Source organism: Paenibacillus sp. FSL H7-0943 (assembly GCF_037963265.1).
Lineage (GTDB): Bacteria > Bacillota > Bacilli > Paenibacillales > Paenibacillaceae > Paenibacillus_AQ > Paenibacillus_AQ odorifer.
Genome location: NZ_CP150148.1, coordinates 2,817,699 through 2,834,990 on the forward strand (window position 1 = coordinate 2,817,699; position 17,292 = coordinate 2,834,990).

Genomic DNA, 17,292 nt, shown 5'->3' on the forward strand with positions numbered 1-17,292 from the left:
CAAGGTTAATTCCCTGGGCTGCTTTTTTATGTGTAAATTCCCTAACCTCCGGCTTTATAAAGCTTACCGGGAACGAACCTGTCTAACCGTTGTTACAGATTTCGTTACTTCCTCTTTGGCAGGAAGGTTGGTTTCTCTTGAGATGCTTAGCATAATTCCCATGCACAGCATGCTGACAAGGAGTGAAGAGCCCCCGTAGCTGATAAACGGCAAGGTAACGCCGGTAAGAGGGATTGTATTGGTTACACCGCCGATATTGACAAAGGCCTGAATGGCTATGAGGCCCATAATCCCAATTCCGACGAGCGTACCAAAGGGATCCTTACACCTTAAAGCGATTAGAATACCTCGCCAGATAAAATACAGATATAACATCAAAAATATGGAGGTCCCCAGAAAGCCGAACTCTTCACCAATTACGGGGAAGATAAAGTCCGTATAAGGGTATTTTAGATAGTCCAGCTTTTGAATGCTTTTGCCGAAGCCGGAACCACTTACTCCACCTTGGCCAAGAGCGGTTAAGGATTGAATAATGTTATAACCATCACCCTCAGCAACCTGATAAGGGTCTAAAAAGGCAACGATACGACCTTTTCTATAATCCTGAGTGTCAGTGGCTTTATCGGATGGAGATAAAGAATCAATCGCTGCTTTGGCGCCTACAACTAGTCCTACACCTAGCACTAGCAGTGCTATAGAGCCCAGAATATGCTTCATGCTGGCACCACCGGCATAAATAACAAGTCCGCTGGTAGCTACGAGAATGAGGCAAGAACCTAAATCCGGCTGCATCATTATAAGTCCGGCAACAATACCCACGATGACCATTACAGGGATATATCCTGTACGGAAATCTCTAAACCGTTCACCTTTTTTGGTGATGAGTGCTGAGATATACAGGATAATCGATATTTTGGCTAATTCGGTGGGTTGAATTCCAAGTTTTCCGATACTAAGCCAGCTCTTGGCACCATTAATTTTTTCAGAGAAGGCTACCACGAGCAGAAGTATAACGGTGATGATAAAAATAGGTACATACCACTTCTTAAACTTACTGTAGTGAATGTTCATAGCTATAAACATAACAACGGTTCCGAGTACGATCCAGATCACTTGGCGTTTAATGAAATATAGAGGGTCATTACCGAACTTCGAGCTTGCTAAGGTTAAGCTTGAGCTAGCACTGAAGACCATGACTAGACCGAAACCCACAAGTAGTAGTGTTAAGATAAGTAGTTGGAAATCGGGTGTTCCTCTTTTGGGCAGGCTGACATTTTGTTTCGTCGTTCCCTTTCTGTTACTCAAGCCTCTAACAGCTGCTTTAATTCAAGAATCCGCTTAGCAGCAGTGTCCAATACTGGTTTTGGCACCGGAGATTCATATTCCAGGCCATGAGGGAAGGTTGCTTTTCCTAAGTATACGGCTTCAATTGCAAGTACGGCATCAGACTTCTCTAGCTTTCCCTCGACAGCGCGAGTGTTAATGCGTAGGAAGTATTCGCCACCATCCTGTGGGTCTTCAATTTTGCAGTCGTAAGTGGCACGATAGTATTCCCATTGCCAGCGGATGAAGCCAGCTTTTGTGGCACTCTCGTCCAGATAGAGAAGATCACTCTTCAATCCTACGAGGCCCGTGTTCTCAAAAATCATAGCACGCATATCCCCCTTATGAAGTATAATGATGAATTTCTGATCCGATTGCTGATGTTCTACCTCATGATAGTATGTTTCTAAAGGTTGTGCAAGAGTAGGCAGTGCCTAACAATACCCAGTTTTTTGCGTTTCTGCTACAATAAAAGAATTATAGTCGTTCGCGGCTGGAACAAAGTGAACAGGACTGCTATCGCTTGCTATGGATGCGGGTTTATCGAGAAGGGGATGGAGAACTTATGAAGAGCTTAGCGGTTGATTCGCTCATGCCGGAGATCGTGGAATGGAGACGCCATTTGCATCGTCATCCGGAGTTGTCTTTTCATGAAAAGGAAACGTCAGCATTTATAGCAGATAAGTTAGCCGAATTCGGAATTGAAGTCAGAAAAAGCGGGACAGGGTATGGTGTGCTTGGCATACTACGGGGAAAGCGGCCGGGGAAAACCGTTGTTCTTCGTGCGGACATGGATGCCCTACCTATTAAAGAGGAGAACAAGAAGGATTACGTTTCGCAAAATGAAGGGGTAATGCATGCCTGTGGACATGATGGTCACACTTCCATACTGCTCGGTGTAGCCTCTTACTACAGCAGCCGGCTTGAGGAGCTGGAAGGGGAGCTGCGTTTTCTTTTTCAGCCCGCAGAGGAAGTATGCCCAGGAGGGGCGCAGGGGATGATTGCCGAAGGCATGTTAGAAGGAGCGGATGCGGTGTATGGTCTGCATCTGTGGACTCCATTGCCTATGGGAACTGTAGGGAGTGCTCCGGGACCGTTGATGGCGTCTGCGGACGAGTTTTTTATAGATATCATTGGCAAAGGCGGACATGGCGGCATGCCGAACCGTACCATTGATAGCATCGTGGCGGGAGCGGCGCTGGTGACCCAGCTGCAAAGCATTGTAAGCCGCTCTGTGAACCCGCTGGAGCCCGCTGTACTCAGTGTAGGAACCATTCAAGGGGGGTTCGCCCAGAATGTCATTGCCGAGCAATGCCGGATCACAGGGACAGTGCGGGCATTCGACGAGGAGACACGGCATTTGATACGCCAGCGAATCGAAGAAATGACCGTTTCTATTGCCAGCGCTTACGGGGCAGAAGCTAAGATAGATTACGTTATGGGATATCCTCCCCTCGTAAATCACGATGGTGAAGTGCAGCGGTTTTTCGAGGTGGCCCCAGCGGCTTTAGGAGAATCTGTTGAAGTGATTCGGATGGAAAAGCTGATGCCAGCTGAGGATTTTGCCTATTATGTTAAGGAGATTCCAGGCTGCTTTATGTTTGTGGGTGCCGGAAATCCGGATAAAGAGGCTGACTATCCACATCATCATAGCAAATTTGATTTTGACGAAGATGCCATGCTGCACGGAATGAAGCTGCTCATTGCTATGGCGAATTCCTGTATGCGTGAGAACACAATCGTATAATTTCGTTTCATAGAGGAGAACCTATTCCCATAACATGAGACCATGATTAGGAGGGTTCATTCTTGAAGACAGTGAAAGAGGTTATGACGAAGGAGCCTGCAACGGTTACGCTGCAAGATAATGTGTATGAAGTTGCCGTGAAAATGCGAGATTATGACACGGGATTTATACCTGTTGTTGATAATGAAGAACATAAGACACTGCTCGGTGTAATTACTGACCGCGATCTCGTGATTAGAGGTTATGCGGCTAAACATCCTGGTTCAACCTCAGTGGAAACTGTAATGAGTAAAGAGATTCAGGCCGTCTCGGAGAATACTTCAGTAGATGAGGCTGCAGAGTTAATGGCTGGCTGGCAAATTCGCAGGCTGGCGGTGACACGTGACCAGAAGCTGGTGGGCGTAGTGTCGATTGGAGATCTGGCTGTGCGCGACATTTTTGCGGATGAAGCTGGTGAAGCCCTCCATGATATTTCGCAGCAGCATTTACATTAAATAGTCAGATAGGGAAGCTCATGACCGTTATGCGGGGATGGGCTTTTTCCTGTTATATGAAAATAAACAAAATTACATAGCGCAAGCTTAAATTACTTGAACACTAGGGAGGAAAAGCTATGAATGGATCAGGAGCGTGCATCGTACGCAGGGACCGGACAATTCTACTGGAATGTGCTCATCCGGATTTTGAGGTGGCAAGGAAAAAGCTAGGGACCTTCGCGGAGCTGATAAAAAGTCCTCCTGCTTACCATACCTACCGAATTACCCCTTTATCTCTTTGGAATGCAGCTGCGCTTAATTATACTGCTGAGGAGATTATCACTAGCCTGCATCACCTTGCACGCTGGGGTGTTCCCACAGGACTGGAGGAGGAAATCGAAACTCTTTTGTCCAGATATGGAAAGCTGACTCTTCATGGCCAAGAGACTCAGAATGAGGTCGTTATGTTAAGAGCGGATGCTCCTGAGCTTTTGGATGAATTGAGTGATGAACAAGGTCTAAAATCGCTGGGTCTACTGAGAATAAATCCTCTGGAATGCGCGTGCCCTGCGGAGAATAGAGGGCTTTTGAAACAAGAGCTGATGAGATTGGGGTATCCAGTTCTCGACTACGCCGGATATCATGAAGGGCAAGCGCTTAGCTTGACCTGGAAGGAGAATCTCGATACCTGCAAGGCTGATTCGGCAAACGATTCATTTGGCTTACGTGAATATCAGCAGGAGGCCGTTCAGCTGTTTCAAGGGACAGAAGGACAAGGGGGAAGCGGTGTGGTGGTGCTGCCTTGTGGCGCAGGGAAGACAATTGTAGGAGTAGCAGTACTTGAAAGTCTCCAATGTGAAACCCTAATTTTAACTTCAAATACAACGTCCGTAAGGCAATGGATGGATGAACTGCTGGAGCGAACAGATTTGGCTGGGGAGGCAGTGGGGGAATATTCTGGTGAAAAAAGAGAAGTGCGGCCAGTCACCATTGCCACCTATCAAATATTAACGCATCGTTCGTCCAAAGACGGTCCGTTTCTCCATATGAAGCTGTTTAACGAACGCAATTGGGGCTTGATTATATATGATGAGGTTCACCTGCTTCCAGCGCCTGTATTTCGGGCTACAGCAGACATTCAGGCTACACGTCGACTGGGGCTTACAGCCACTTTGGTTAGAGAAGACGGGAAGGAAGGGGATGTGTTCTCTTTAATCGGACCGAAACGCTACGATTTGCCTTGGAAGGAGCTGGAGCAGCAGGGCTGGATCGCTGAAGTGGAATGTGTAGAGATCATTGTGCCGATGAATCCGGAGCTTAAACAAGAATATATGTACGCGGCGGCAAAAGAAAAATTTCGTATGGCTTCCTGCAATCCTGCCAAAGCTGAAATTGTAGCCAAGCTTCTAAAGGTCCATACAGGTTCTTCGGTGCTGGTTATTGGACAATATCTCGACCAGTTAAGTGAACTGGCTGACAGGATCGGGGCGCCTTTAATTACCGGCAAAACGAAGCAGCGTGAAAGAGACGAGCTATATGCGGCTTTTAACGAGGGAGATATACAGGTACTGGTGGTGTCGAAAGTAGCGAATTTCGCGGTGAATTTACCTGACGCGTCGATTGCTATTGAAGTCTCAGGAGCTTATGGATCACGGCAGGAGGAAGCTCAGCGACTAGGTCGAATTCTCCGCCCCAAAGCGGGGGAGAATAAAGCCTATTTCTATACACTGGTATCTGAAGATAGCCGGGAACAGGATTTCGCTTTGCGACGCAGGATGTTTTTGACTGAGCAGGGCTATGAATATGTCGTTAAAAAGATGCCGAGTGGAGAGGAGCGAACCATCCATTGAACCAGCTGTCTACAGAAGCATTAGAGGTCTTAAAGCGATTATGTGCAGCTTATGCTGCCCAGCCGTTTGAGGAAGGGAAGGAAGAACGATTGCGCCCTGTGGCGCTTTGTCGTGCTGAGCAAAAGCTTGCAATGAACGAATTGCGCCGCGAGGGGCTGTTAACTGCAAGGCATAAAATATTAGGCGAAAAGCTGTACCAGATTCCTGTTGATCAGCTGCCGGCAATTGAACAAGAATTTTTCCCATATCAGCCGCAATTCATTTCCGGGCATTTAGTGAGTCTTACCATGGAAGCAGGAGCCGGACTGGCGATAGATTTGTTTCGGGCTTTGCTGTTCACCGCTTGGGAAGGGTTGCCGCTGACAGCCAAGGGGATTATTCATAAAAAGCATCTTAACCGCTTAGCGGCGCAGCTCTCTTTTGGGGAGGAGCATTTGCAAGGGCTCTCCGTAGGTTCTCTATTAGAGGAACAGAAAACTCTTTCTGTCATTGTGACGGTAGACATCCTGCTGTGTCTTGGACTTATCCACAGGCAGAACACCGGATACACGCTTGATCTGGAGCTGTTGGATCGTTGGCTGCAGCTTCCTGAAGCGACGATGAGTGACATTCTTTATGGGATTGTAATTAATCGCTCTGGAAGCGTGGGGCCAGCCGATCAACATTTTCGTTATATAATTTCTAATGCAGATTTTATCCCCGGGAAATGGATAATGCTGCCCGCACTATTAGACTGGATGATGGCTTCTAATCTCACAGGTAACGTTGCCCGTAATGAGCTTGAACAATCAAGCTTGAACTGGTTACGTTGTTTAACAGGCTTTGGCTGGTGTGAACTGGGAGAAACCGCTGAGGGCATGTTGTGTTTTCGCTGGACCGCTGCTAAGCCAATGCTATCTGCTGAGAGGGGATCATTCGCTGCTGTTGGGTCTGGAGATACACAGGAACAGTTTATTGTGCAGCCAGATTTCGAGGTGCTGGTTCCACCGGAGGTCCCCTATTCTGTACGATGGACACTGGCTGGCTGCGCTGAGCTCCAGCAAAGTGATACGATATGGAGCTTCCGGCTGACGAAAGAGAGGTTGGAACTTGCAGCTGAGCGTGGAATGTCACCGAATGACATCATCTCCTGGATAAGTGAGCATGCAATGGGCGGGCTTCCTTCGGTGGTTCAAATGTCCCTTGAGCAATGGGCAAAAAGCATTGGCCGTACTTCACTATCGCAAGTAATTCTCTTGACCTGTCAGACGGAAGCCGATGGAGCTGCTATCGCAGCTCATCCGCGTTTACAGGAGAATCTTGAACGTATCGGTCCTTTACATTTCATAGTGGACCCGGAATATATGGAACAGATACGAAAAGAACTGTACTCCGCGGGGCTAGCGCCTTCCAGAATCATTGGAGGACAGGTGGAGGATCCAAACGTAGGGTGGTGTTGGTTTCCTGATGAAACAGGAAACCCCGAAGCTACGTATGTTCTTCCAGAGCTGAATGTAGAACTAGGATTGCTGTCCAAAGGGAATCCTTTTCTTAACCTGCCGGTTATTGCTCCTGAACAAGAGGAGGAGATTCTCTTCGGTGGAGAAAATGTACCGCAGATCTGGAGCAAAGAATGGCGGCATTATCATAGCTCGACTGCACAAAAGGTGATGGAGCAAGGGTTAAGATGGGGAGTCAAGGTGCGTTTTGCACTAAAAGATCAGATGTTAGATTTTATCCCTTCCCGCATAAGCGGAAATCCATGGAGAGTTTCCGGACAGCTGCTCTATCACGATGGTGAAACGGTTGAAGATATAGAGCTCACTCCGGAAGACTGGAAGGAAATGAAGTTAGTTATTCCCAAAGGACGAAGAAATTCCTCTTCTGCTCAAGCGAGTGATTATGGTATGATAGAAAAGTCTACTGAATCGGTAGATCATTAACGAAGAAAAGAGCTGAGTTCATGAGCGTAGCTGAAATAAATACGGTCGATATGGCTGAAGTGCTGACATACGCCTATGAATTAGGCGATATGATTAATCAATCCGCCGAGGTGTCGGATTACTTATACTGGAAAGGACGGGTTGATACGAACCCCGAAATTCAGGCCATGGTCAAACGACTTCAGACTAAGAAGGAGTTGTTTGAAGAAACACAGCGATTCGGACATTTCCACCCGAATTATCATTCAGCAAAGGATGAGGTTTCGGCAGTAGAAGCGGAACTGGAGCGGTTCGAAGAAGTTGTTCGTTTCAAGCTGGCAGAGAAGACCCTTGACGACATTCTGCATTCCATGTCGGAAGCGATTGCTTTTTCAGTATCAGATAGCATTAAAGTACCAAGTAATGATCCTTCCCCTAAAGGTGGATGCGGCAGCGGGGGAAAATGCTCCTGCGGATAAGCTTCCCTTAGGATTTAGAGAGAGAAAGGCGGTTTAGCTTATGTTTGCGGAACGGACAGGATACATCATTTGGGTAAGTGACGTTAAAGCGGCACGTAACCTTGAGAAATACGGAACATTACATTATGTTTCTCGGAAAATGCATTATGCAGTTATGTATGTAAATGCAGAACGGGCCGAGGAAGTTATGAAGAATGTCCGCAGACTCTCCTATGTGCGGAAGATTGAAAGATCTTATCGTAACGAAATTAAGACAGAGTATACTAGTAATGGACCGGACAAGTCCCGTAATTACAGTATGTGATTCCAGGAGATAAACAGGCGCTTAAACAGCGCCTGTTTTTTTTATGCTTATTTACAAAAAAACGCCATTACTCTCGACGGTAGAAACTTGTACAACTTTCGGCAATGAGGTAAGATGACAACATTAAGTGCATACTAAGACCCTTATGGTGGAGTGTGATGATGATGCGCAACAAGGGGACGGATTGGCCCAGCACTTATGAGCCCTTCCACATCATGCTGAACGATTACAGGGTCGCTGATATCGTTATAACAAATCATGCGAAGAGCCGTTATATGGACCGCATCAGCAATGGTGCAAGCAATGCCGAAGAGGTCGCTGCATGGATGTGGCAGTGCCTAATGCAGAATCGGATCAAGCCCTTTTCAAGCAGTGATTATAACGCATATTTAATTGACGATGACTCTGTAGTAATCGCTGAGTTTACGGAATTGACAGGTGAGAGAGATCTCTCAGGCCAGCCATTATATTCTATGATCATCGTTTCGTTTCTTGGGAGAATCTCGGAGATGCCACAGTTGAGAGATTTAAAGACCTATTTTTCACTGCTGCGCAATTCTCACCGCACAAAGCTGTCGAAGAAGAAACGAAGACGCAAATAGTCTATAAAGAAACGGGCAAGAGGCATGCGGCGAGTCTGCATGTCCTTTTTAAAAATATAAGAATTTATATACTGCACGATTATAATATTCTTAAGTTTCTACGAGAAACGATTGTCGTCTTTAAAGGACGTTCTTTTTTGTAATATAAGGAGTTGCGAAGCATGAACTTTCATCAGCTGCATATTTTTTATACGGTCTCCGAGCGGGGAAGCTTCTCGGCGGCGGCGCAGACTTTACATATGACTCAACCAGCTGTGACCATGCAGGTACAGGCACTGGAGGATTATTTTGGCACCAAATTGTTTAACCGTTCCACCAAAAAAATCGTACTCTCCGAAGCAGGGCACACCCTGATGCCATACGCGCTGCGCAGTATTCAGCTGATGCGTGAGACGGATCAAGCGATGTCAGCATTCACACATATGCTGGAGGGGCGGCTGCAGCTTGGGGCGAGTCTTACGATAGGAGAATACGTGCTGCCACGGCTGTTAGGCCCTTTCGGAAAGCAATATCCTAACATTTCAATTATGATGAAAGTGATGAATACCTCGCAAATTATGGAGGAAATCCTCAAGCATCAACTGAATTTCGGCTTAATTGAAGCTCCGGTCACACATCCAGACATGGAGATCGAGCCCGTGATGGGGGATGAGCTAAAGTTGATCGTGCCACATGATCATCCACTTGCGGAGCAGCAAGAGGTTACCTTGGAGCAAGTGCTTCAGCATCCTTTTGTATTGCGTGAGCAGGGCTCAGGAACGCGGCGTGTGATGGAGGAGCAGCTGTTCTCCAAGGGACTTGATCCGGGAACTATGAAGATCGTGATGGAGCTTGGAAGTACGGGAGCTGTGAAATCAGCGGTGGAAGCAGGTCTTGGCATAACGATCATATCGACCTCTTCGGTCAAGCATGAAGTTGCGCTGGGACTGTTGAAAATTGTGAATATCTCCGATGCCTCTTTTAAAAGACAATTCTACGCCATTCATCTAAAATCAACACTGCTGCCAATTTCTGCAGTAACCTTCCTGACTTATTTGCGTGAGCATTCGAATCAAATCTGATAGTTAAAGCGGGGGATATTACAATGTCAATTGTTCTACGTGGAGAAAAGCTAGTATTGCGCGATATTACAGAGGCTGATTTTCAGAAGCTTTATTATCACTATCATGAAGCTGAAGACCGTGAACACTTGAAATGGGATGGTCCCTATAAATCTTTGGCGCATCAAAGATTCGAAAAGTTTACCGAGGACTACATAGGTCATTTGGCGTTAGTTGAGACGGAAACCCCGCGTAACCTGTTGATCATAGAAATAGACGGCAAGGTAAAGGGGAAAGTAGGGCGCTACTGGATATCGCAAGAAACCAACTGGATGGAGATTGGTATAGTAATCTTTGATTCTAGTTATTGGTCAGGTGGTTATGGTACGGAAGCGTTTAAGATGTGGATAGATTATTTATTTAATTCTCTTGATACAGTCCGACTTGGAATAGGCACCTGGTCAGGGAATAAAAGAATGATCGGGTTGGCAGCGAAATGTGGCATGGTGGAAGAAGCTCGCGTCCGTAAAGCACGAATCGTGCGAGGAGAATACTATGATGCCATAAAAATGGGGATTCTGCGGGAAGAGTGGGAGAATGCAGGTAACCTATCCGCTAAGGATGTATGCGACCTCCATACCCATACTCAAGCCTCTGACGGCATGCAGCCGCCAGCGGAGAATGTACGGCTTGCTAAGGAGAAGGGGCTAAGCGCTGTTGCCATTACGGATCATGATACAGTAGCTGGTGTGAAGGAAGCCTGTGAAGCAGGAGAAAAGTACGGAATAACCGTTGTGCCTGGTGTAGAGATCAGTACGCGTGCTGGTGGCAAAGACATTCATGTGCTGGGCTATTATGTTGATCCTGAGAATGAACAATTTCTCTCACGTTTGGAAGGGCTAAGAGATACCCGGGCACTTAGGAATGAAGCGATAATTACCAAGCTGCAAGACCTTGGGATTGCGATTACCTTGGAACAGGTTATAGCGGGGATTGGGCGGGAATTGAAGCCTGATGAAAGCATCGGCCGACCACATATTGCCGACGAGCTGGTTCGGCTTGGGGCAGCTACCGATATGAGAGATGCCTTCAACAAGTATTTGGCCGAGGGTGCAGCAGCCTATGTGTCACCTCCCAGAATCACACCGGAGGAAGCTTGCGAGTGGATCATTGAGGCAGGAGGGTCTCCAGTATTAGCCCACCCGGGCTTGTACGGGGATGACCTTCTGGTGCGAGATATTCTGGAGCAAGGCGTTTTTAAAGGGATTGAGGTCTATCACTCTGATCATGGACCTGCGGAAGAAGAACGTTATCAAGTTATGGCTGAGGATTATAATCTGTTAATAACCGGAGGTTCTGACTTTCATGGTGCCCGTCAAGGCGTAATTTTTCACGGGGATATCGGCAGTGTTACGGTTTCTACAGAAGTACTGAAGTTTTTAAACAAGAAGGCATGAAATTAGTCGATTTGCGGAGCAAATTATAAAAACCTCCAGCCTTAGATGTTCAACATCTGCAGCTGGAGGTTTCTTTATATCTAGTAGTTAGCTTCTCAAAGTATTTGGAAGACTCTTAATTCTTTCCTCATTAGGTGTGACGAACAGTGTCTTTTGATGATCATAGATTACAAATCCCGGCTTGGAACCGCTTGGCTTACGTACATAGCGGATCAATGTACAGTCCACAGGCACACTGCTGGACTGTTTGGCTTGGCTGAAATAAGCGGCAAGCTGAGCGGCTTCTTCTAGCGTTGCATCTCCAAATTGCTCACTTCGGATGACCACGTGTGATCCGGGGATGTCCTTGGTATGCAGCCAAGTATCATTCGGAGAAGCCAGCCGATTGGTGACGTATTCGTTCTGCAAATTGTTTTTGCCGACATAAATATCGATTCCTTCTGAAGAGGTGAAGACCTGTAATGTGGGTCTGGTGGCCTTTTTCTTCTTTTTACCCTTTTTGCTCCGGTCACGCAGATAACCTTGGCTTACAAGCTCGTCGCGGATCTCCTCAATGTCGTTGAGGGAAGCGTGGGCAAGTTGCTGCAGCAGACTCTCCATATACAAAATTTCCTCATGCGTCTTCAAAAGCTGTTCATTAATGACAAGCAGGCTGTTTTTATATTTGTTGTATTTTTTGAAATAACGTTGTGCATTGTCCGAAGGATTTAATAACGGATCGAGCGGAATCACCATCTCTGCCTGATTTTCGTCATAATAATTGACCAAGGAGGCTTCTTTATCCCCTTTGGATACCGCGTGTAATGAAGCAAAAAGCAACTCACCCCAAATGCGGTAACGATCAGCATCCTGAGCCTCGTCGAGATCCTTCTGCAAATTCGCGAGTTTCTTAACGTTTTTGCTCCGTTCATTGCTGAGGAAACGGATCAAATCACTCACCCGTTGCTTTACAGTATCGCGCTCGGCTTTATCCCCGTAATAATCCTCCATACATTCACTTATGGAATTGTAATGTTTCGCACTCTCACCCAGAAGTGTTAAGGGGATCGCAGAAAAAATCATCTTACCTTTTGCGTTTGCACCTGCAACAGGAGAAAATTCGTTATCACGTACGGGGCTCATTACGGAATGAAAGGCAATCCATAACTGTGCCGGAAATGCTGCTTCGGATTCTGTAACTTCGCCTTTATCCAAGGTGTTTCTCAGACGAAGAGCAATTTCACCAGCAATCAGCGGGCTCATTCCGCTGAAAGCATGTACCATCCAGCCCACCGGGTCAGCTGAGGGAGATGGACCGCCAGAGCCGTCAGGTTTTTGCTCTACTGCTTCTTTTGTGATCAGATTAGCAAGCTCTCCCTCAATGATTTCTTCTGACTCAGCTTCCTCCTCAACATCCTCTATCAGCGCAGCTTCTTCAGCAGCCGAGATTAAATTGAGAAATTGCTCCTGGCCGATTTCCAAAGGGTTCAGCTTATGCTGCTGAGGCGGCTCTGTGTAGGCGATGCCGGGCATCACAATCCGATAGCTGCTAATCGATGGAGTTACATGATGAATGCCGTCTATGATCGTTCCAGAGCTGAGATCAGTAAGAATGATGTTACTGTGCCGACCCATGAGCTCAATGATGATCTTTTTGGCAAATACGTCGCCAAGCTCATCTCTAGTCTTGACGTTTATGTGAATAATTCGTTCCATGCCTACCTGCGTAATGCTTTCAATGGTCCCTCCCTCACAATGCTTCCGCATAAGCATGCAGAACATGGGGGCTTCCGAAGGATTAATGCTGTTTCTTTCGGTAAAATGCACCCGAGGATACGTTGGATTAGCAGAGAGCAGCAGCTTGCCGCCGCCACCTGCGCCGCGCAGGTTAAAAATTAAATCGTGATTGTTCGGTTGATATATTTTTCCTATACGTGCACCTATGAATGATTGCAATTCGTGCACGATAGCTCGGGTAACAATGCCGTCTAATGCCATGATAAAGCTCTCCTGTCGCCGTGAAATGAATTTCTTAAATATAAGAAAGTAAAAGTTTCACACAATACTTTATGTCTTATATTTCTCGCTCAAACGCCTACCTGTCCTTATAAGGACGCCAAAGATGTTTATGCTTACCTCTCTATGATGCCATACTTTAGGACATTCGCGCAAAAGGGGAATTGGATAGGGGTGATATTATTGGACGACCTTGAATACATTTGTCATGAACAGGTGGAAAAGCTGTGCGCCGCCGGAAGTAAAGAAACGACCGGGAGGGAAAGAAAAGTCATGGAACAAAACAGTTGGCACCGTCTCGGTGCAGAAGAGCTGCAGAAAATGTTCAATGTCCAGCCAAGGACGGGCCTCAGTGATGAGGAAGCCGCGGAGAGACGAAAGGAGAACGGGTACAACGAGCTGTCGGAAGGAAAGACAGTATCTCCGTTTACCCTGCTGTTGAACCAGTTCAAGGATTTCATGGTGCTTGTGCTCATGGGTGCAACGCTTGTATCCGGGTTGCTAGGCGAATACTTGGATGCCATCACGATCATCGCGATTATCTTACTGAATGGAGCGCTTGGATTTGTTCAGGAGTTTCGCGCCGAACGTTCGCTAAGAGCTTTAAAGCAGCTCTCCGCACCTTCTGCCAAAGTGCTACGTGGAGGGAATAGCGAGATTATCCCAGCCAAGCTGTTGGTGCCAGGCGATATTGTCTTGCTGGAGAGTGGTGATCGGATTCCTGCTGATGTACGTTGGTTGGAATGCAGTGCTCTATATGTGGAAGAATCCGCACTTACTGGGGAATCATTGCCTGTCTCGAAGCATTCGGAAGCGATCCGTGCAGAAGAGATTCCGCTTGGTGATCAGAAGAATTTAGGCTTCATGGGCACAATGGTAACCAGAGGAACAGGGCGAGCTGTTGTAATCCGTACCGGTATGAATACGGAAATGGGTAAGATAGCAGATCTAATCCAAAATACGGATTCTCAGGAAACACCTTTGCAGCATCGGCTTGAGCAGCTAGGGAAGATTCTGATCTACGTATCTCTGGGATTGACAATTGTAGTTGTGGCAGCAGGTATTCTGCATGGACAGCCTGCCACCTCCATGTTCTTGGCGGGTGTGAGCTTGGCAGTTGCCGCGATTCCGGAAGGGCTCCCCGCTATTGTAACTATTGCGCTTGCGCTAGGTGTGCAGCGGATGATCAAACGCAAAGCTATCGTTCGTAAATTGCCGTCAGTGGAAACGCTGGGCTGTGCCTCGGTAATCTGTTCAGACAAGACAGGAACTTTAACGCAGAATAAAATGACGGTGACCCGATTATGGACAGGTGGACGTGGTCTTGAGGTAACAGGCGAAGGGTATGCTCCAAATGGACAGGTTCTGGAGAAAGGTAAAGCAGTGGATCTAAAACATGATCAAAGCTTACGGCGGATGTTGCAGGTCGGCGCATTATGCAGCAACGCAGAAATCATCGAGACCTTCCAGTCTGAAGTGCGAGGCAAACGCAAAGGGAAGGATAAGGATGCTATTCTTGAAAAGTCTGCAGACAACACTTCCGTTTGGGAACTGAAGGGCGACCCGACTGAAGGAGCGCTCGTGGCACTTTCAGGAAAGATGGGACTGACCGCTCAGACGCTTGCCGTAACCTACACTCGTGAACAGGAATTTCCGTTTGATTCTGAGCGGAAGCTGATGTCTGTGATCGTAGGCCATCCTGGAGGACGGATGGTATGTACGAAAGGTGCGCCCGATGTATTGCTGAATCGCTGCTCATACATGCTTTGGGAAGGCGGTGTTGTGCCTTGTACGCCGACTTTGCGGCAGAAGGTGCTTGATGCCAATGAGCAGATGGCTTCTGGAGCCCTTCGTGTGCTAGGTATGGCTTACCGGGATATGCGTCCAAATGAACATGTGAATAGTGAAAAGGATGCGGAGAATCAATTAGTCTTTATTGGTTTGGCTGGAATGATTGATCCGCCACGTCGTGAAGTCCGCGATGCCATCAGCGTCACACGCCGGGCCGGGATCAAGACGGTTATGATTACCGGTGACCATGGAACAACTGCCGAGGCTATTGCTCACCAGCTGGGAATTCTGCAGCGTGGTGGAACGGTGCTGACAGGCGCTCAGTTAACCCGGATGGATGATGATGAGCTGGATAAGGTATCGGACAATGTGTATGTATTCGCCCGCGTATCTCCAGAGCATAAGCTTCGGATCGTTAAATCGCTACAACGTCATGGTCACGTAGTGGCTATGACCGGAGATGGAGTGAATGACGCTCCAGCCATTAAGGCTGCGGATATCGGAATAGCCATGGGTATCACAGGCACAGATGTGACCAAAGAAGCATCATCACTTGTTCTCGGAGATGATAACTTCTCTACGATCGTTGCTGCCATCGAAGAAGGCAGAAACATCTATGAGAATATTCGTAAATTCATTCGTTATTTGTTGGCATCCAATGTAGGAGAAATTCTGACAATGTTCTTTGCCATGATGCTCGCTCTGCCATTGCCACTCGTTCCCATTCAAATCCTTTGGGTCAATCTGGTGACAGACGGACTGCCAGCGATGGCCCTTGGCGTGGATCAGCCCGAGAAGGATTTGATGGAGCATAAACCGCGTGGTGCGAAAGAGAATATTTTTGCCCGCCGCTTAGGCTGGAAAATTATAAGCCGTGGACTCTTAATTGGCTTATGTACGCTAGGAGCATTTTGGCTAACTTTACGTATAGCACCAGACAATCCTGCACAATTGATTCGCGCACAGTCGGTGGCTTTTGCGACACTCGTTATGGCACAGTTGATCCACGTCTTCGATTGCCGCAGCTCGCGCTCAGTGTTCCACCGCAATCCGTTCCAGAATAAGTATCTAGTGCTTGCCGTATTGTCATCAGTCTTACTGATGCTGGCCGTAATGTACGTGCCTGTGCTCCAGCCTGTCTTCAAAACAGTGCCGCTCAATTTCCGCGAATGGTGTCTGGTGTTTGTAACAGCGGGGATCCCAACCTTCTTGATGGGTGCCGGCAGTGTTTGGGGCGGCAAACGTAATCGGGGGCGCAGCGGCAGTACGATGATAAAAAGTACAAAAATTTCAGCATAAAGTCAATACTAATGCTCCATTCCTAAAGGTATACTTGTTGCAGTTAACCGCTCATATGCTTGCGAAATGCTAAATTACACAGAACCTTAAGCTTAAGCGAATGCTAACATAACATAACCTTTAGGAGTGGACTTTTAATGGAATTTACAAAAATGCACGGCCTCGGTAATGACTTCATCGTTGTTTTCGGTGAGCAAGAGCTGCCAAGTAATGCAGCGGAGCTTGCTGTAACCCTATGCAACCGGTTCTTTGGAATCGGTGCTGACGGACTGGTATATATCCTTCCTTCTGAGCGTGGCGATTTCATGATGCGTATTATGAATTCTGATGGTTCGGAGGCGGAGCAGTGCGGAAATGCTATTCGCTGTGTCTCTAAATATGTATATGACCACGGACTGGTAAGCTCAGAGCAGATTGTAATAGAAACGATTGGTGCCGGAGAACAAAAGGTTACATTAAACGTGAAAGACGGTGTTGTGGAGACTGTAACCGTAGATATGGGCGAACCTGTATTGTCCGGTCTGCAAATTCCAGTATCTATTGATGCAGAGCCAGTGCTCTCTCAGCCGATTGAAGCGGACGGAACCGAATTTACGTTCACAGCGGTATCCATGGGAAATCCTCATTGCGTGATTTACGTAGAAGATGCAGTGGATTTTGATCTTGCCACATGGGGACCTAAGCTTGAGGTACATCCTTTGTTCCCGAGAAAAGTAAACGTTGAATTCGCAACGGTACTGGATCGGGGGAGAGTGGATATGCGTGTCTGGGAACGTGGGGCAGGACCTACGCTTGCCTGTGGCACTGGAGCCTGTGCAACCCTTGTCTCCTCTGTGCTGAATGATCTTACAGACCGGGCAGCTTGGATTAGTCTAAAGGGCGGCGATCTCTATATTGAATGGAATGAAGAGGATAATCATGTTTATATGACTGGACCTGCTGAGGTCGTATTCACGGGCAGTGTAGCAATATAAAAAATAATAAAAAAGGCAGTCCAAGAGCGCATTCTTGGACTGCCTTTTTTGTGT

The 17,292-nt window shown here is 47.2% G+C and carries 14 protein-coding genes and 1 pseudogene; 12 read left to right on the forward strand and 3 right to left on the reverse strand.

Annotation, left to right across the window (positions count from 1 at the left end):
- Positions 1-63: 63 nt before the first annotated feature.
- Entirely contained in the window at positions 64-1,305 is a 1,242-nt protein-coding gene (gene ftsW / locus NSQ55_RS12125; RefSeq protein WP_081388260.1) for a putative lipid II flippase FtsW, read from the reverse strand.
- On the reverse strand, positions 1,302-1,649 hold the full coding sequence (locus NSQ55_RS12130; protein WP_036686159.1) for a YugN family protein: 348 nt from the start codon (positions 1,647-1,649) through the stop codon (positions 1,302-1,304). The genes ftsW and NSQ55_RS12130 overlap by 4 nt, the downstream gene beginning before the upstream one ends.
- A gap of 239 nt (positions 1,650-1,888) precedes the next feature.
- Between NSQ55_RS12130 and NSQ55_RS12135 the strand changes: the two genes are divergently transcribed.
- The 10 genes and pseudogenes from NSQ55_RS12135 (at position 1,889) to NSQ55_RS12180 (ending at position 11,179) form a co-directional block, all read left to right on the forward strand.
- Positions 1,889-3,070, forward strand: coding sequence for a M20 family metallopeptidase (locus tag NSQ55_RS12135; RefSeq protein WP_076304154.1), 1,182 nt, complete (start codon positions 1,889-1,891; stop codon positions 3,068-3,070).
- Between the two features lie 62 nt (positions 3,071-3,132).
- Positions 3,133-3,564, forward strand: coding sequence for a CBS domain-containing protein (locus NSQ55_RS12140; protein WP_076129131.1), 432 nt, complete (start codon positions 3,133-3,135; stop codon positions 3,562-3,564).
- 119 nt (positions 3,565-3,683) lie between these two features.
- Positions 3,684-5,396 carry a DNA repair helicase XPB gene (locus NSQ55_RS12145; protein WP_339173554.1) on the forward strand — a complete coding sequence of 571 codons (1,713 nt, stop codon included), beginning with the start codon at positions 3,684-3,686 and terminating at the stop codon, positions 5,394-5,396.
- Positions 5,393-7,318, forward strand: a complete 1,926-nt coding sequence (locus NSQ55_RS12150) for a helicase-associated domain-containing protein (RefSeq protein ID WP_339173557.1) — start codon at positions 5,393-5,395, stop codon at positions 7,316-7,318. The genes NSQ55_RS12145 and NSQ55_RS12150 overlap by 4 nt, the downstream gene beginning before the upstream one ends.
- Positions 7,319-7,338: 20 nt before the next feature.
- Positions 7,339-7,776, forward strand: coding sequence for a YlbF family regulator (locus NSQ55_RS12155; RefSeq protein WP_076129134.1), 438 nt, complete (start codon positions 7,339-7,341; stop codon positions 7,774-7,776).
- Positions 7,777-7,816: 40 nt separating this feature from the next.
- Complete coding sequence (locus NSQ55_RS12160; RefSeq protein WP_036686170.1) at positions 7,817-8,080, forward strand: YlbG family protein; 264 nt, start codon at positions 7,817-7,819, stop codon at positions 8,078-8,080.
- Positions 8,081-8,244: 164 nt separating this feature from the next.
- Positions 8,245-8,682, forward strand: coding sequence for a hypothetical protein (locus NSQ55_RS12165; RefSeq protein WP_076129159.1), 438 nt, complete (start codon positions 8,245-8,247; stop codon positions 8,680-8,682).
- A 161-nt stretch (positions 8,683-8,843) separates the two neighbouring features.
- The gene (locus tag NSQ55_RS12170; RefSeq protein ID WP_076129135.1) at positions 8,844-9,743 is read left to right on the forward strand and encodes a selenium metabolism-associated LysR family transcriptional regulator; all 900 of its coding nucleotides are present in this window, start codon (positions 8,844-8,846) and stop codon (positions 9,741-9,743) included.
- A 23-nt stretch (positions 9,744-9,766) separates the two neighbouring features.
- Positions 9,767-10,219 (forward strand): annotated as a pseudogene (locus tag NSQ55_RS12175) (GNAT family N-acetyltransferase); the annotation flags it as partial.
- 72 nt (positions 10,220-10,291) lie between these two features.
- Positions 10,292-11,179 carry a PHP domain-containing protein gene (locus tag NSQ55_RS12180; protein WP_339174486.1) on the forward strand — a complete coding sequence of 296 codons (888 nt, stop codon included), beginning with the start codon at positions 10,292-10,294 and terminating at the stop codon, positions 11,177-11,179.
- Positions 11,180-11,266: 87 nt separating this feature from the next.
- On the opposite strand, the gene NSQ55_RS12185 is transcribed toward NSQ55_RS12180, so the two are convergent.
- Positions 11,267-13,156, reverse strand: coding sequence for an NFACT RNA binding domain-containing protein (locus NSQ55_RS12185; RefSeq protein ID WP_339173561.1), 1,890 nt, complete (start codon positions 13,154-13,156; stop codon positions 11,267-11,269).
- 291 nt (positions 13,157-13,447) lie between these two features.
- On the opposite strand from NSQ55_RS12185, the gene NSQ55_RS12190 reads away from it, so the two are divergent.
- Together NSQ55_RS12190 and dapF are read left to right on the forward strand one after the other, a co-directional pair.
- The gene (locus NSQ55_RS12190; protein ID WP_076280363.1) at positions 13,448-16,264 is read left to right on the forward strand and encodes a calcium-translocating P-type ATPase, SERCA-type; all 2,817 of its coding nucleotides are present in this window, start codon (positions 13,448-13,450) and stop codon (positions 16,262-16,264) included.
- Between the two features lie 137 nt (positions 16,265-16,401).
- A complete protein-coding gene (gene dapF / locus NSQ55_RS12195) occupies positions 16,402-17,238 on the forward strand; it encodes a diaminopimelate epimerase (protein WP_339173564.1) in 837 nt (278 codons plus the stop codon).
- The last annotated feature ends 54 nt before the right edge of the window (positions 17,239-17,292 follow it).

Coding starts and splice junctions, on each gene's coding strand:
- NSQ55_RS12135 (WP_076304154.1), top strand. CDS start 1,889: ATGAAGAGCTTAGCGGTTGATTCGCTCATGCCGGAGATCGTGGAATGG.
- NSQ55_RS12185 (WP_339173561.1), bottom strand. CDS start 13,156: ATGGCATTAGACGGCATTGTTACCCGAGCTATCGTGCACGAATTGCAA.
- NSQ55_RS12130 (WP_036686159.1), bottom strand. CDS start 1,649: ATGATTTTTGAGAACACGGGCCTCGTAGGATTGAAGAGTGATCTTCTC.
- NSQ55_RS12170 (WP_076129135.1), top strand. CDS start 8,844: ATGAACTTTCATCAGCTGCATATTTTTTATACGGTCTCCGAGCGGGGA.
- NSQ55_RS12155 (WP_076129134.1), top strand. CDS start 7,339: ATGAGCGTAGCTGAAATAAATACGGTCGATATGGCTGAAGTGCTGACA.
- NSQ55_RS12160 (WP_036686170.1), top strand. CDS start 7,817: ATGTTTGCGGAACGGACAGGATACATCATTTGGGTAAGTGACGTTAAA.
- NSQ55_RS12165 (WP_076129159.1), top strand. CDS start 8,245: ATGCGCAACAAGGGGACGGATTGGCCCAGCACTTATGAGCCCTTCCAC.
- NSQ55_RS12145 (WP_339173554.1), top strand. CDS start 3,684: ATGAATGGATCAGGAGCGTGCATCGTACGCAGGGACCGGACAATTCTA.
- dapF (WP_339173564.1), top strand. CDS start 16,402: ATGGAATTTACAAAAATGCACGGCCTCGGTAATGACTTCATCGTTGTT.
- NSQ55_RS12190 (WP_076280363.1), top strand. CDS start 13,448: ATGGAACAAAACAGTTGGCACCGTCTCGGTGCAGAAGAGCTGCAGAAA.
- NSQ55_RS12180 (WP_339174486.1), top strand. CDS start 10,292: ATGGGGATTCTGCGGGAAGAGTGGGAGAATGCAGGTAACCTATCCGCT.